Source organism: Paraburkholderia caledonica NBRC 102488 (genome assembly GCF_000685095.1).
Lineage (GTDB): Bacteria > Pseudomonadota > Gammaproteobacteria > Burkholderiales > Burkholderiaceae > Paraburkholderia > Paraburkholderia caledonica.
The window spans coordinates 68,356-83,693 of the sequence record NZ_BAYE01000018.1 but is presented as its reverse complement, the minus strand read 5'-3'; the positions used below and the strand labels follow the sequence as shown (position 1 = coordinate 83,693).

The following is a 15,338-nucleotide window of genomic DNA, read 5'->3' as shown; positions in this document are numbered from 1 at the left end:
ATCATTAAGGAATTCGCATGAAGATCGCAGTGCTGCCGGGCGACGGCATCGGTCCCGAAATCGTCAAAGAGGCCGTGAAGGTTCTGAACGTGCTTGGCGAAAAGTTTGAACTGGAAGAAGCGCCGGTTGGCGGCGCGGGCTACGAAGCGAAGGGTCATCCGCTGCCCGATTCCACGCTCGCGCTCGCTAAGGAAGCCGACGCCATTCTGTTCGGCGCCGTCGGCGACTGGAAGTACGACAAGCTCGAACGCGCGCTGCGCCCGGAGCAGGCGATTCTCGGTCTGCGCAAGCATCTGCAATTGTTCGCGAACTTCCGGCCGGCGATCTGCTATCCGCAATTGACCGGTGCTTCGTCGCTGAAGGAAGAGATCGTTTCGGGTCTCGATATTCTGATCGTGCGCGAGTTGAACGGCGACATCTACTTCGGCGCGCCGCGCGGCGTGCGCGAAGCGCCTGACGGCCTGTTCGCCGGCTCGAAGGAAGGCTTCGACACGATGCGCTACTCGGAGCCCGAAGTGCGCCGCATCGCCCACGTCGCGTTTCAGGCGGCGCAAAAGCGCGGCAAGAAGCTGACCTCGGTGGACAAAGCCAATGTGCTCGAAACGTCGCAATTCTGGAAAGACGTCATGATCGACGTGTCGAAGGAATACGCGGATGTGGAGTTGTCGCACATGTACGTCGACAACGCCGCGATGCAACTCGTCAAGGCGCCGAAGTCGTTCGACGTAATCGTGACCGGCAATATGTTCGGCGACATTCTTTCGGACGAAGCGGCAATGCTGACGGGCTCGATCGGCATGCTGCCGTCGGCCTCGCTCGACAAGAACAACAAGGGCTTGTACGAGCCGTCGCACGGTTCCGCGCCGGACATCGCGGGCAAGGGCGTCGCGAATCCGCTGGCCACCATTTTGTCGGCTGCCATGATGCTGCGTTATTCGCTGAACAAGGCCGAGCAGGCGGATCGCGTCGAAAATGCGGTGAAGAAGGTACTCGAACAAGGCTACCGGACCGGCGACATTCTGACGCCCGGTTGCAAGCAGGTCGGCACTGTCGCAATGGGCGACGCTGTCGTCGCGGCGCTGTAACTACCGCTCGGGCGCGTAGCAGCTTTTGGCTGCTCGCCTGGCTTGACGGAAGATCAGTCAGTTCGCTTAGTCAGTCCGATCAGCCAGGCCATTAATCAGCCTCAAAAACGCGAATCGGCCTTCAAAAAGGCCGATTCGCGCGTAATACGGACGGCAGCGACGGACATTCACGTCGCCGGATTCCGGTTTTCGTGTATATTGTAGCGATGGCACAAACGGCTCAAATCTCCTCGATTTCGAAACTGCACGGCAAAACGGCCCGTGTGGTTAAGCTCGCCATTACCACCGCAACATCCATTAAAACGATTACCCCGAAAACGATCACGAAGCGCTGATCGTCCGTCGTGCCCGCTCATCTTCCCCGCGCGGTCACTGCGGGCAAAGATGCGGGGAAGTTTCCACTCGAAGGGTATGAAGTCATGAACGTAGGTCTCGTAGGTTGGCGCGGCATGGTCGGCAGCGTCCTGATGCAACGCATGCAACAGGAAGGTGATTTCGACTTGATCGAACCGGTGTTTTTCAGCACCAGCAACACGGGCGGCAACGCGCCGTCGTTCGCCAAAAACGAGACCAAGCTCAAAGATGCAACAAGCATCGAAGAACTGAAGAAGTGCGAAGCAATCATCTCGTGCCAGGGCGGCGACTACACGAACGAGGTGTTCCCGAAGCTGCGCGCGGCCGGCTGGAACGGCTACTGGATCGACGCAGCTTCGTCGCTGCGCATGAAGGACGACGCGGTCATCATTCTCGATCCGGTCAACCTCGACGTGATCAAGAACGCGCTTGTGAAGGGGCAGAAGAATTTCATCGGCGGTAATTGCACGGTCAGCCTGATGCTGATGGCGCTCGGTGGCCTGTTCCGCGAGAACCTCGTCGACTGGATGACGGCCATGACGTATCAGGCCGCGTCGGGCGCGGGCGCGCAGAACATGCGCGAGCTGCTGCAACAAATGGGCACGCTATACGGCGCAGCCAAAGAAGATCTGGCTGATCCGTCGTCGGCGATTCTCGATGTCGACCGCCGCGTGTTGTCCGCCATGAATAGCGACCGCATGCCGACCGACAACTTCGGCGTGCCGCTCGCCGGCTCGCTGATTCCGTGGATCGACAAAGACCTTGGCAACGGCATGTCGAAGGAAGAGTGGAAGGGCGGTGCCGAAACCAACAAGATTCTCGGCAAGCCGGCCATGGGCACGCCGGGTTCGATTCCGGTAGACGGCCTGTGCGTGCGGATCGGCGCGATGCGTTGCCACTCGCAGGCGTTGACCATCAAGCTGAACAAAGACGTGCCGCTCGACGAAGTGAACAGCATCCTCGCTTCGGGCAATGACTGGGTCAAGGTTGTCCCGAACGAGCGCGAAGCGTCCATGCGCGACCTCTCGCCGGCAGTGGTCACCGGAACGCTTACGGTGCCGGTCGGCCGGGTGCGCAAGCTGGCTATGGGCGGCGAATATCTGTCGGCGTTCACGGTCGGCGACCAGCTGTTGTGGGGCGCGGCCGAGCCGCTGCGCCGTATGCTTCGCATTGTGCTCGACAAGTAAAGTAAACTACGCGGTCACGACGCGTAGAAAACTCAAGAAGCGTCGCGCTTGCGCGGCGCTTTTTTCATTTGTGTGCTCCGAATATCTTGTCTTTTTATAACCGCAAAAAAGGGCCGCGCGCTGACGCGCCAGGAGTCCCGATGAATCTTCGACTCTCTTCCCTTCGGGCCATGTTTGCGCGCCCAGATACCGGCCGCCTTGCGGTCGCAGCCGCTTTGGCGTTGATGCTGGCTGGCGCCGCTTCGAGCAGCGCCATGGCCGCGCCCGTCGACGCAGCGAGCGCGCCGGACGGCGCTTCCGTATCCGCTTCCGGAACCGCGCCCGTCTCCTCTGCGACTGGCGGCCAATATACGGTGCGGCCCGGTCAGTCGCTGAATGACGTGGCGATTGCCGTCACGCAGTCGCACGACCGCGCCACGCTCGCTCGCGCGGCCCGCGCGCTCTTCGACGCAAATCCGAGCGCCTTCATGGGCCACGATCCGAGCCGCATGCGATTGGGCTCAGTGCTGAACGTGCCGGCGCTGGACGCGTCGGGCGCGGTTGCAGCGTCTGCAACGGGTTCGGCATCGGCGCCGACGGCCGACAACGGCTCGTCGTCGAATGCGGCAGTTGGATCCGGCGCAAGCAGCGCCGCGCCGGGCAATGCAGCAGCGGCGAGTGCGGCAGGCGGGCAAAGCCCCGCTACGCAAGCTGCGACGTCGCCGGCGCCCGCGGTTCAGGGCTCGGCCAGCGACGCAAGCTCCGCTGTGACGAGCGACGCGGCATCGTCGGCTACTGCTGCTACTGCTGCCGGATCGCAAGCTGCATCGGCTGCGAGCGGCACGCATGTGTGGGCCGGCTCGGTCCAGTCTTCGGCGAGCGACGCAGCCGCCACCGCTGGCGCCTCGCAGCCGCGCGCGCAAGTGTCGAGCTTGCAGCAGTTGCTCGCGCTCAAGAATCGCGTGCTGATGGAGTTGCAGAAGCACGGCATCGGCAAGGCCCCCGCAGCGCCGGTCGCGCCTGTTGCAAGCGGCACGCAATCGGCGGGGGGCGCGTCGTCTGCCGCGGTCGTGGCCGGTCATCCGGGCACTGCAACCACTACGTCGAACGACACTGGTATTTCGCAGACGAACCTTGCTATCGCGGCGGCGGTCGGCGCTGCGCTGGTCGTGCTGTTGACCGCCTTGCGTCTTGGCCGGCGCAAGCGTGAGCGTCTGGCGCAGGAGGAACACGCTGCGTCAGCGGACGGCATAGCGGCGTCCGGCGCGGCTGAGCCGTCCAATCCGGTTGTGCCTGCAGACGACGTGGTCGAGCCGAATCTGACCAGCGCGGACGCCGCCGCCGCGCAGCATGCGGCCGCGATGGCAGCCGCCGAGCGCGAAGCTGCCGAGGGCGAAGCCGCCGCTCGCGAAATGTCGGAGCGTCTTGCCGCAGAGCGTGAGGCGGAAATTCGCGCAGCCGCTTCGCGCGAGGCTGAAGCGCGCCAGACGGCAGAGCAGGGAGCAGCAGAGCCGGATACTGCGCAATTCGCTGCCGACGAGGTCGCGGGCGTGCGCGAGACGGCCCAGCCAGCCGCAGAGCACGAGTCATCGGCGGACTTCCCGGCGCCGAACGCTGAGCTGAGCGACGAACACGCCGCGCCCGCGGAAGCCGCTGCACTGGAACGATCCGAACTCCCGCCGGCCCAGCTCCACCACGAACTGGACGACGCGACGACCGTCGCGAGCCTCGACGCCGCCGCCGAGCTAGGCGCCGACGCGCTGCCGCGCGCGCCGCTCGAGCCGCTAGAGCAGGTTAACGAGGCGTGGGAGCCGGAACCGCTTTCGCATCGTCTCGAATGGGACGACGAGCCGCTGCCGGCCGAGCCGATGGAGCCTTTGAGTCCTCAACCGCTGGCGACAACCGCGCAAGTCCACGACGATCAAGTCGACACGCCCGCGCAGCCTGCAGCGGCCGACCAGCCGCGCGTCCAGGCGCCGGCGGACTTCCCGCGCGACGCCCTCGATGCATTCGGCAGTCTCGATATGCCCCTGCCGCCGCGCGTGGAGTCGGCGGCAGAAACCGTTCATGCGCCCGAGTCGCTGAGCACACAGCCCGTCGCGTCTCAGGAAGCAACGGCGCGGCAAGCCGTGCTGCCGCCCGATGCGGAGGAAGCCCCGCATGCGGCCGACGAAATCGCAGCCGGGACCGCCGGCCGTGCTGCCGTGGCAGGTCTCGGTGCCGGCAACCTCGGCACAGCGGGCTTCGGCGCGCTGAAGCTCGATTTCGATCTGGAGTTGCCGCCAAGCCCGGCCCAACCGCTGCCGGCGTTCACGCCTGCTGACCTTGCCCGCATCGCGCGCAACAAGCTGGACCTGGCGGCCGAGTACATCGAACTGGGCGACCTTGCCGGCGCACGTACGCTGATTAACGAAGTGATCGAGTCAAACGATCCGGCCACGCGCAACGACGCCCGCGCGTTGCTCTCGACGCTCGCTCCGTTGTCGTGAAGCGGATTGCTTTAGGCGTCCAGTACGACGGTTCGGCGTTCTGCGGATGGCAGTCGCAGCCGCATGGCAACACGGTTCAGGACGAGCTCGAAAAGGCGCTGCGCGAATTCGCACAGTCGCCGGTGCATACCGTCGTCGCCGGTCGCACGGACACGGGCGTGCATGGGCTCGGCCAGGTCGTGCATTTCGATACGGAGCTGGACCGAGCGGACATTTCGTGGATTCGCGGGACGAACTCGTTTCTGCCGAAAACAATCTCTGTGCAGTGGGCGAAGCCGGTGCCGGAAGCGTTCCACGCGCGGTTTTCGGCGTTCGAGCGCACGTATCACTATCTGTTGTACGTGCATCCGGTGCGCTCGCCGATGCTCGCAGCGCGCGCCGGTTGGGTGCACACGTCGCTCGATATAGACGCGATGCGGGCAGCCGCCGCCCTTTTGATTGGTGAACACGACTTTTCGGCGTTTCGCTCGTCGCAATGTCAGGCCAAGACGCCGGTCAAGCATCTGTACCAGATCGACATTCAGCAACAGGGCGACTTCATCCACTTCCGCTTCCGGGCGAACGCGTTCCTGCATCACATGGTGCGCAACCTGATGGGGTGCCTGGTCTATGTCGGCAAGGGGCGACGCCCGGTCCCGTGGATGGCCGAAGTGCTCGCGAGCCGCGACCGCGAATGGGCGGCGCCGACCTTCATGCCGGACGGGTTGTATCTCGCGCAAGTGGGCTATCCTGAGCACTTCGCGGTGCCCGCGCCGCAGACAGGCAGCGTGCCGTGGAGTACCGTATGGAACGAGCAGGCACATCATGAACTTTGAAAATCACGGGACCGACAGCCTCGCGAATGAAGCCGGCGCTGCCGCGCCTGAGCAAGGCATTCCGCGGCGCACGCGCATCAAGCTGTGCGGGCTGTCGAAACCCGCCGACGTCAGCCACGCGATAGATCTCGGCGCCGACGCCATCGGCCTCGTGTTCTACCCGCCGAGCCCGCGTTCGGTGAGTGTTGCGCAGGCCGTCGAGCTCGTGCATCAGGTGCCGCCGTTCGTGTCGGTGGTCGGCTTGTTCGTGAACCCCTCGCCCGACTGGATGCGCGAGGTGGTCAGCAACGTCGGGCTTTCGCTGTTGCAGTTTCACGGCGACGAGACGGCGGACCAGTGCGAATCGCTCGCCAGCGTTGCGGGTTTGCCTTGGTTGCGCGCGCTGCGAGTTGCGGCGGATACTCAACCGGCCGATTTGGTAAAATCGGCTCTCAACTATTCAGCTGCCAGCGGCTTTCTGTTCGACACCCATGTCGAAGGCTATGGCGGCGGCGGGAAGGTTTTCGATTGGTCACTTATTTCAGCAGAGCTCGCGCGTCGGGCCGTTTTGAGTGGTGGGTTGAACGCGCAAAACGTCAGTGACGCGATCCATCGCGTGCGCCCGTACGCGGTCGATGTCTCGAGCGGCATCGAAGTACCGGGCGCCAGGGGCGTGAAAGATCACGCCCGGATGGCGGCATTCGTGCGCGCGGTGCGCGCGGCGGATGCCGGATGATTTCGCGGCGCGGCACCCGAAAAATGCCGCGCGCCAGATATGAGTGATCACCATGTACAACTTGCCTGACGAAAGAGGCCATTTCGGCCAGTTTGGCGGCGTGTTCGTCGCTGAAACGCTGGTTCACGCGCTCGACGAGCTGCGTGCTGCCTACGAGAAATTCCAGAAAGATCCGGAGTTCGTCGCCGAATACGAGCGCGAACTGAAGTATTTCGTCGGCCGGCCGTCGCCGATTTACCACGCGCAGCGTTGGAGCGAACTGCTGGGCGGCGCGCAGATTTTCCTCAAGCGCGAAGACCTTAATCACACCGGCGCGCACAAGATCAACAATGTGATCGGCCAGGCATTGCTGGCCAAGCGCATGGGCAAACCGCGTGTGATCGCCGAAACCGGCGCGGGCCAGCACGGCGTCGCGACGGCGACCATCGCCGCGCGTTTCGGTATGGAATGCGTGGTCTACATGGGCGCCGAAGACGTGCGCCGCCAGGCTGCGAACGTCTACCGGATGAAGCTGCTCGGCGCCTCGGTTGTACCGGTGGAGTCGGGGTCGCGCACGCTCAAGGACGCGCTGAACGAAGCAATGCGCGACTGGGTGACGAACGTCGAAAACACGTTCTATATCATCGGCACGGTGGCGGGGCCGCATCCTTATCCGATGATGGTGCGCGACTTCCAGCGTGTGATCGGCGACGAGTGCAAAGTGCAGATGCCCGAACTCATTGGGCGGCAGCCTGACGTGGTCATCGCGTGCGTTGGCGGCGGTTCGAACGCAATGGGCATTTTTTATCCGTACATCGACGACACTGCGGTCGAGCTTATCGGCGTGGAAGCAGCGGGCGACGGCATCGAGTCGGGCCGTCACGCCGCCTCGCTGATCGGCGGCAGTCCAGGGGTTCTGCACGGCAACCGTACCTATCTGCTTCAAGACGAGAACGGGCAGATCATCGAGACACATTCGATCTCGGCGGGCCTGGATTATCCGGGCGTCGGGCCTGAGCATGCGTGGCTAAAAGAGATCAACCGCGCCCAATACGTTGGTATCACCGACGAAGAAGCGCTCAAGGCGTTCCACGACTGCTGCCGCATCGAGGGCATCATTCCGGCGCTGGAGTCCAGCCACGCGCTGGCTTACGCCACGAAGCTCGCGCCGACGCTGCCCAAGGACAAGCACCTCCTGGTGAACCTGTCGGGCCGCGGCGACAAGGACATGCACACGGTCGCCGAGCGATCGGGCATCCAGTTCTGAGCGCCGCAACGATGCGTGACGAGTTCGACGAGCCGCAACCGGCGACCACTGAAATAGCGCCGGCCGGCGAGCCTCTGACGCCCGGGGTGCCTGCTCTGCTTTTGCCGCAGGTGCCTGCGGGCATCCAGTTGATGAACCGCGATTTCCTGACCGATGTAGCGAACATTCCTGACGGGTCGATCGACCTGATCTTGTGCGATCCGCCATATGGGCTCGGCAAGGATTATGGCAACGACTCAGACATGCGAACCGGCGACGATTTTCTCGCCTGGACGCGTGGTTGGCTGGAGCTGGCAATCCCGAAGCTCAAGCCGTCGGGCTCGCTTTATATCTTTTGCACGTGGCAGTACGCGCCGGAAATCTTCAGCTTCCTGAAGACAAAGCTCACGATGATCAACGAAATCATCTGGGATCGGCGCGTGCCGAGCATGGGCGGAACGGTGCGCCGGTTTACTTCGGTGCATGACAACATCGGTTTTTTCGCGGTGTCGAAAGATTACTATTTCGACCTCGATCCCGTCCGTATCCCGTACGATGCAGTCACGAAGAAGGCGCGTTCGCGTAAGTTGTTCGAGGGCAGTAAGTGGCTGGAGCTTGGCTATAATCCAAAGGACGTCTGGTCTGTATCGAGGCTGCACCGGCAACACGCCGAGCGCGTCGACCATCCCACGCAAAAGCCTTTGGAGATTGTCGAGCGAATGGTGCTGGCAAGTTGTCCGAAGGGCGGCCGCGTGCTCGACCCGTTCATGGGCAGCGGCACCACCGCAGTCGCTTGCGCCCGTCAGCAGCGCGAATTCGTCGGCTATGAGATCAATGAAAGTTACTGCGCGATAGCGCGCGAACGCGTAAGCGCGGCTGCTTCCGCGCCCGCAACGCGTCGGCCGGCCAAACCCAAGGCTCAGCGGCAAACCGAAGTTCAATGACGCAACGCGCCGAGCGCCAGCGCAGTAGCTTAATCGAGAATAACTCCATGTCCCGTATCAAGAGCACGTTCGACGCGCTGTCAGCGCAAGGCAAGAAAGGCCTGATTCCTTTCATGACGGCCGGCGATCCGGATCCAGCCCGCACGGTCGAGTTCATGCACGCGCTTGCCGCAGGCGGCGCCGATGTGATCGAGCTGGGCGTGCCGTTTTCTGACCCAATGGCGGACGGTCCTGTCATCCAGCAGTCGTCCGAGCGCGCACTCGCACACGGCGTGTCGTTGCGCCACGTGATCGCCGATGTGAAACGCTTCCGCGAGACCAACGACACCACGCCCGTCGTGCTGATGGGCTACGCCAATCCCATCGAGCGCATGGGCGCGGAAGCCTTTGCGAAGGCCGCGAAGGAAGCGGGCGTCGACGGTGTGCTGGTAGTCGACTATCCGCCGGAAGAATGCGCTAACTTCGCCGAAAAAATGCGCTCCGCGGGCATCGACCCGATCTTTTTGCTGGCGCCCACGTCGACCGACGAGCGTATCGCGGAAGTCGGCAAAATAGCCAGCGGCTACGTCTATTACGTCTCGTTGAAAGGCGTAACCGGAGCGGCAAATCTGGACGTTTCCAGCATCGCGAGTAAAATCCCGGCCATCAAGTCGCGCGTGCCCTTGCCGGTGGGCGTCGGTTTTGGCATCCGTGACGCCGAAACGGCGCGTCTCGTGGCCGAAGTATCCGACGCCGTTGTGATCGGCAGCCGTATCGTGCAATTGCTCGAGCAGACGGCTCCCGAAGCCGCCGCCGGGACGCTCACCCGCTTCGTCGCCGAAGTGCGCGAGGCGCTCGATAGCGTCGCGACCGCCCGATAACAGTAATTTTGTCGTCTGTAGTGCGAGCGGCGGGTTTGTCCCGCCGTTTGCTCGACCGTTGACCCCAGAAGGATTGAATATGAGCTGGCTCGATAAGCTGCTGCCGCCGAAAATCAAACAAACCGACCCGAAGAACCGCAAGGGGATTCCGGAAGGCCTGTGGATCAAGTGCCCGTCGTGCGAAGCTGTGCTGTACCGCAACGACGTCGAGGCGAATCTGCACGTTTGCCCGAAGTGCGATCACCACATGCGTATCGGCGCGCGCGAGCGGCTGGACGGCTTGCTGGATCCTGAAGGCCGCTACGAAATCGGTCAGGAAATCGTTCCGGTCGACGCCCTCAAGTTCAAAGACAGCCGCAAGTACCCGGACCGCCTGAAAGAGGCGATGGACGACACCGACGAAACCGACGCAATGGTCGTCATGGGCGGCGCGATTCACACGCTGCCAGTTGTCGTGGCCTGCTTCGAATTCTCGTTCATGGGCGGCTCGATGGGCTCCGTGGTCGGCGAGCGCTTTGCGCGCGGCGCCCAGAACGCGCTCGAGCAAAAAGTGCCGTTCATCTGCTTCACCGCTTCGGGCGGCGCGCGGATGCAGGAAAGCCTGCTCTCGCTGATGCAAATGGCGAAAACCACCGCCATGCTGACCAAGCTGGCCGAAGCCAAGCTGCCGTTCATCTCGGTGCTGACCGACCCGACCATGGGCGGTGTCTCGGCGAGTTTCGCGTTCCTCGGCGACGTCGTGATCGCGGAACCGAAGGCGCTGATCGGCTTCGCCGGCCCGCGTGTGATCGAACAAACCGTGCGTGAAAAACTGCCGGAAGGCTTCCAGCGCGCCGAGTTCCTGTTGACGAAGGGCGCCATCGACATGATCGTGGACCGTCGCAAGCTGCGCGAAGAACTCGCTCAATTGATGGCGTTGCTGAGCCATCAGCCGGCGGACGCCGTCGCGTAAGCGGCGCTTGACCGGCACGGTCCGTCGAACGCCTTTCTCGTCGAAAAGCAGTAAAAACAGCGCGCCGCGTGAGCAATCAAGCGGCGCGCTGTCATTTCCGGGATAATCACGGTCTCACCTGCAGCACCATGTGCCTTCCCGCGCATGTTCGTCGCACCGCTCAATGATTTTCTCGCGATTCACCCGATGACCACATTCCCCACCCTCGACGCGTGGCTCACGCACCTTGAATCCGCGCATCCGGTCGGCATCGACATGGGTCTCACGCGCATCAGTCAGGTGCGCGACGCGATGGAGCTGTCGTTCGCGTGCCCGGTGATCACGGTCGGCGGAACGAACGGCAAGGGCTCGACCTGCGCGATCCTCGAATCGATCCTGCTGCGCGCCGGTTTTACCGTGGGTTGTCATACTTCTCCGCATTTGCTGTCGTTTAACGAGCGCGCGCGGATAAACGGCGAGATGGCGAGCGACGCCGAACTGCTGTCGCACTTCGAAAAGGTCGAAACCGCACGGGCGAGCCTTGCCGAGCCGGTCTCGCTCACTTACTTCGAATTCACGACGCTGGCGATCATGAGTCTCTTTGCGTCGCGCGGACTGGACGCGGTGATTTTCGAAGTCGGTCTGGGTGGCCGCCTCGACGCGGTGAACATTCTCGACACCGATTGCGCGATCATCACGAGCATCGACATCGACCACACCGAATACCTCGGCGACACGCGAGAGAAAATCGCGCTCGAAAAGGCTGGCATTTTCCGGGCGGGCAAGCCGGCGATCTGCGCGGACCCGGTCCCGCCGCAAACGCTGATCGACTATGCCGACCAGATTGGCGCCGAATTGTGGTTATTCGGCCGAGATTTCCGCTACGAAGGGCAGGCCGGCAGCGAGCGCCAGCAATGGAGCTACGTCGGCCCGACGCTGCGGCGGTCCGCGCTCGCCTACCCGGCGCTGCGAGGCGCGAATCAGTTGATCAATACCTCCGCGGCGCTGGCCGGTCTGGAGGCACTCCGCGACCGTCTGCCGGTCTCGGCCCAGGACATCCGGCTGGGTCTCGCGAACGTCGAATTGCCGGGACGTTTCCAGGTCCTGCCGGGCAAACCGGCAGTCGTTCTGGACGTCGGCCACAATCCGCATGCAGCCGCCGTGCTGAGCCAGAACCTCGGCAATATGGGCTTCTTTCCGTACACGTACGGGGTGTTCGGCATGATGGGCGATAAGGATATTGCCGGCGTGCTCGCGCATCTGAAGGGCGAGATCGACCACTGGTGTGTGGCCGATTTGCCGACGCCGCGAGCGGCATCGGCGGAAGAACTGGAAACCGCCTTGCACGCGCAAGGCGTGGGCGACAGCGCCGACAGCACCGTGACGCGCTACGCCACGCCTGCCGAGGCGTACCAAGATGCGCTAAAGCGGGCGTCAGAGAATGATAGAATTGTGGTTTTCGGCAGTTTCTATACGGTAGCCGGCGTTATGGCCTACCGTAAATCGCAGCAACACTGAACGGGCGCCACGCTCGAACCAAGCGATTCATGGGAATTTTCTCGTTCGGCAAGAAAGACGACGCGCCCAGCCGGCGCGACGCAAACACCAGTTCCACCCGGGCTGCCCGTAGCGAGCGCGTGGAGCGGCGGACCCGCCGCACGGAGCGCACCGTCGACGCCGATGCGATGCTGCTCGACCCCACGTTGCCCGAAAAGCAGCGCGCGCGGCGTCGGCTGGTTGGTGCAATCGCAATGGTCGTCGCGGCGGTGGTCGTGCTGCCCATGGTGCTCGACTCGCATCCGAAGCCCGTCACAGACGACATCTCCATCGACATTCCGAGTCGCCCGGCGCCCAAGCTCGCGCGGCGCGAGGAAGACACTCAGGCTGGTGTAGCGCCGGACAATCCGACGCCCGACTCAGCGCTCGCGGCTTCAGGCCTCGCGCCCGCTACTTCGTCTGCGCAAACGCAGTCAGGCGGCGCAAAGAAGAACGCCACGCAGGAAGCAAAGCAGGACGCCAAGCCGGCGGAAGCGAGCACGAATCCTGCGCCCGCCGCCAAGCCGGCTGTGAAGCCGCAGGCACCCGCCGTTGCCGCCAACTCCGCGCCTGCACCTGCGCCAGCCACCGCGGCGCCAGCCGTTGCGGCGAAGCCGGCCAGCAAGCCGGCACCGCACAGCAATGCAACGTCCGCCGCGCCATCGGCGGAGGAATCCAACGCCGTCGCCAATACGGACGCGAATTCGGGCACGCCGGCCTCGCCGCCGGGCAGCCGTTTCGCTGTCCAGCTCGGCGCTTTTGCAAACGAAGCGAATGCGCGCAGTTGGGCAACCAAGTTGAAAGCGGCCGGAGTGCCCGCATATACCGAACATCGGAAACAGGCTGACGGCACGTCGCTCACACTTTTGCGTGCCGGGCCGTTCGCGGACCGGGCAGCGGCAAGTGCCGCGATTGCAAAGGTTCGTGAGGCCGGCCTGGCGTCGGGCGTGAACAACGGCGCTGCACAGTAAGCGAGCGATGTTCACTGCCTTCGACTACGCTGTAATGGCGGTGATCGGTTTGTCGGCCTTGCGCGGCACGTGGCGCGGATTTTTGTCCGAAGTGTTCGGGCTCATCGGCTGGATTGCGGCGTTTTTCATTGCGTGCCGCTTCGTCGGTTATGTCGTGCCGTATATCCCGTCCACGTGGCCGGGCGGCGCGTTGACGCAGTGGCTGCTGGCCTTCGCGTTGGTGGCTATCGGTGCGGTGCTGGTGGCGAGCGTGCTGAACGCGCTGCTTGGCCGCATCGTGCAGGCTACCGGCCTGAGCGGCGTGGACCGCTCGCTCGGTTTGATGTTCGGCCTCGTGCGCGGGGTCGTTCTGGTGCTGATTCTGGTCGCCCTTGCAGGCTTGACCGAATTGCCCCAACAGGAATTCTGGCGCAACGCCTTGCTGCGGCCATATGCGGTAGAGGGCGTGCACGTAATGAAACCGCTGCTTCCGGAGACGCTCGCTGCCTACGTCCGTGTGTGACGGGCAAATGAGTGTCCAAGGAACGCCGCAGGAATCCGGCTCAAACCGGCTGCCTCTACATCATGTCGCGAACCCGCGCGTCATATCGTGCGCTTGCGAGGCACCGGCCGCTCTGACGAATTTCGTACCTTTGAAGGACATGCCATGTGCGGCATCGTAGGCGTAGTTTCCCATTCTCCGGTCAACCAGCTGATCTATGACAGCCTGCTGCTCCTGCAGCACCGCGGTCAGGACGCCGCCGGCATCGCCACGGCGAACGGCAGCAATTTCCACATGCACAAGGCCAACGGCATGGTGCGCGACGTGTTCCGCACGCGCAACATGCGCAGCCTGCCGGGCAACACCGGCATCGGCCAGGTGCGCTACCCGACCGCCGGCTCGGCGTCGAGCGAAGAAGAAGCCCAGCCGTTCTACGTGAACGCGCCGTTCGGCATCATCCTCGCGCACAACGGCAATCTGACCAACTGGCAGCAGCTGAAAGATGAGATGTTCCGCATCGATCGCCGCCACATCAACACGAATTCCGACACGGAAGTCATGCTCAACGTGCTCGCGCACGAATTGCAGCTTTCGAGCTCGGGCCTGCAACTGGATCCGGCCGCGCTCTTCAAGGCCGTATCGGGTGTGCATCGCCGGGTGCGCGGTTCGTATGCGATTGTTTCGCTGATCGCCGGCTACGGCCTGCTCGGCTTCCGCGACCCGTTCGGCATTCGCCCGCTTTGCCTCGGCAAGCAGGAAACGGCGGAAGGCGTCGAGTGGATTCTCGCGTCGGAGTCGGTGGCGATCGAAGGTATCGGTTTCGAGTTCGTGCGCGATATCGCGCCGGGCGAAGCGATTTTCATCGACATCGAAGGCAATCTCCATTCGCAGCAGTGCGCGACGAACCCGAGCCTGAACCCGTGCATTTTCGAGCTCGTGTATCTGGCGCGTCCGGATTCGGTGCTCGACGGCGTGCCGGTCTACAACGTACGCCTGCGCATGGGCGACTATCTCGCCGAGAAGATCAGGCGCGAGCTGCCTGACGTCGCAATCGACGTCGTGATGCCAATTCCCGATTCGTCCCGTCCTGCCGCAATGCAGGTCGCGAAGAAGCTGGGCGTAGAGTATCGCGAAGGTTTCTTCAAGAACCGCTATGTCGGCCGCACGTTCATCATGCCGGGCCAGGCGGTGCGCAAGAAGTCGGTGCGCCAGAAGCTGAATGCCATGGGCATCGAGTTCAAGGGCAAAAACGTGTTGATCGTGGACGACTCGATCGTGCGCGGCACCACCTCGCATGAAATCGTGCAGATGGCGCGCGATGCCGGCGCGAACAAGGTGATTTTTGCTTCGGCCGCGCCGCCGGTGAAATTCCCGAACGTCTACGGTATCGACATGCCGACGCGCGGCGAGCTCGTCGCTCACGGCCGCTCGGACGAAGAAGTGGCACGCATGATCGGCGCCGACCATCTCGTCTATCAGGACGTCGATGCGCTCAAGCAAGCCGTTCGCGACATCAATCCGGCGCTGAAGGACTTTGAAGCGTCGTGTTTCGACGGTAACTACGTGACCGGCGACGTGACCACTGAATATCTCGACCGCATTGAAACGGCGCGTCTCGCACCGTCTTCGCAATCGGATCGCGACGCCGCGAGCGAAGCGATCGACGGCGGCGGGCCAGCGCGCTCGCAGCTGCATTTGCAGTTGTCGGTGGGCTGAGTTCAGAACTGCCGTTCGCGGCATGGCGCGCCTCGGTGCACGCCGCGCCG

13 protein-coding genes are annotated in these 15,338 nt (G+C 63.4%); all 13 read left to right on the top strand.

The annotated features are described in order from the left end of the window. Positions 1 to 17 precede the first annotated feature (17 nt). The gene (leuB, locus tag BCA01S_RS26990) at positions 18 to 1,085 is read left to right on the top strand and encodes a 3-isopropylmalate dehydrogenase (RefSeq protein ID WP_027779577.1); all 1,068 of its coding nucleotides are present in this window, start codon (positions 18 to 20) and stop codon (positions 1,083 to 1,085) included. 419 nt (positions 1,086 to 1,504) lie between these two features. Beyond that, on the top strand, positions 1,505 to 2,626 hold the full coding sequence (asd, locus tag BCA01S_RS26985; RefSeq protein ID WP_027779576.1) for an aspartate-semialdehyde dehydrogenase: 1,122 nt from the start codon (positions 1,505 to 1,507) through the stop codon (positions 2,624 to 2,626). Positions 2,627 to 2,766: 140 nt separating this feature from the next. Beyond that, the gene (locus BCA01S_RS26980; RefSeq protein ID WP_027779575.1) at positions 2,767 to 5,094 is read left to right on the top strand and encodes a FimV C-terminal domain-containing protein; all 2,328 of its coding nucleotides are present in this window, start codon (positions 2,767 to 2,769) and stop codon (positions 5,092 to 5,094) included. Continuing rightward, positions 5,091 to 5,909, top strand: a complete 819-nt coding sequence (truA, locus tag BCA01S_RS26975; RefSeq protein WP_027779574.1) for a tRNA pseudouridine(38-40) synthase TruA — start codon at positions 5,091 to 5,093, stop codon at positions 5,907 to 5,909. The genes BCA01S_RS26980 and truA overlap by 4 nt, the downstream gene beginning before the upstream one ends. Beyond that, positions 5,899 to 6,624 carry a phosphoribosylanthranilate isomerase gene (locus BCA01S_RS26970; protein ID WP_027779573.1) on the top strand — a complete coding sequence of 242 codons (726 nt, stop codon included), beginning with the start codon at positions 5,899 to 5,901 and terminating at the stop codon, positions 6,622 to 6,624. The genes truA and BCA01S_RS26970 overlap by 11 nt, the downstream gene beginning before the upstream one ends. Before the next feature lie 52 nt (positions 6,625 to 6,676). After that, a complete protein-coding gene (gene trpB, locus BCA01S_RS26965; protein WP_027779572.1) occupies positions 6,677 to 7,870 on the top strand; it encodes a tryptophan synthase subunit beta in 1,194 nt (397 codons plus the stop codon). Between the two features lie 11 nt (positions 7,871 to 7,881). After that, complete coding sequence (locus tag BCA01S_RS26960) at positions 7,882 to 8,793, top strand: DNA-methyltransferase (protein ID WP_027779571.1); 912 nt, start codon at positions 7,882 to 7,884, stop codon at positions 8,791 to 8,793. 47 nt (positions 8,794 to 8,840) lie between these two features. Then, entirely contained in the window at positions 8,841 to 9,653 is an 813-nt protein-coding gene (gene trpA / locus BCA01S_RS26955; RefSeq protein ID WP_027779570.1) for a tryptophan synthase subunit alpha, read from the top strand. A gap of 79 nt (positions 9,654 to 9,732) precedes the next feature. Continuing rightward, complete coding sequence (gene accD / locus BCA01S_RS26950) at positions 9,733 to 10,605, top strand: acetyl-CoA carboxylase, carboxyltransferase subunit beta (protein ID WP_012428630.1); 873 nt, start codon at positions 9,733 to 9,735, stop codon at positions 10,603 to 10,605. Positions 10,606 to 10,791: 186 nt separating this feature from the next. Then, positions 10,792 to 12,102, top strand: a complete 1,311-nt coding sequence (gene folC / locus BCA01S_RS26945) for a bifunctional tetrahydrofolate synthase/dihydrofolate synthase (RefSeq protein WP_027779569.1) — start codon at positions 10,792 to 10,794, stop codon at positions 12,100 to 12,102. 29 nt (positions 12,103 to 12,131) lie between these two features. Further along, positions 12,132 to 13,091 (top strand): SPOR domain-containing protein, encoded by a 960-nt coding sequence (locus tag BCA01S_RS26940; RefSeq protein ID WP_027779568.1) that lies wholly within the window; start codon positions 12,132 to 12,134, stop codon positions 13,089 to 13,091. Between the two features lie 7 nt (positions 13,092 to 13,098). Beyond that, positions 13,099 to 13,593, top strand: a complete 495-nt coding sequence (locus BCA01S_RS26935; RefSeq protein ID WP_027779567.1) for a CvpA family protein — start codon at positions 13,099 to 13,101, stop codon at positions 13,591 to 13,593. 144 nt (positions 13,594 to 13,737) lie between these two features. Next, on the top strand, positions 13,738 to 15,288 hold the full coding sequence (gene purF / locus BCA01S_RS26930; RefSeq protein WP_027779566.1) for an amidophosphoribosyltransferase: 1,551 nt from the start codon (positions 13,738 to 13,740) through the stop codon (positions 15,286 to 15,288). Positions 15,289 to 15,338 lie beyond the last annotated feature (50 nt).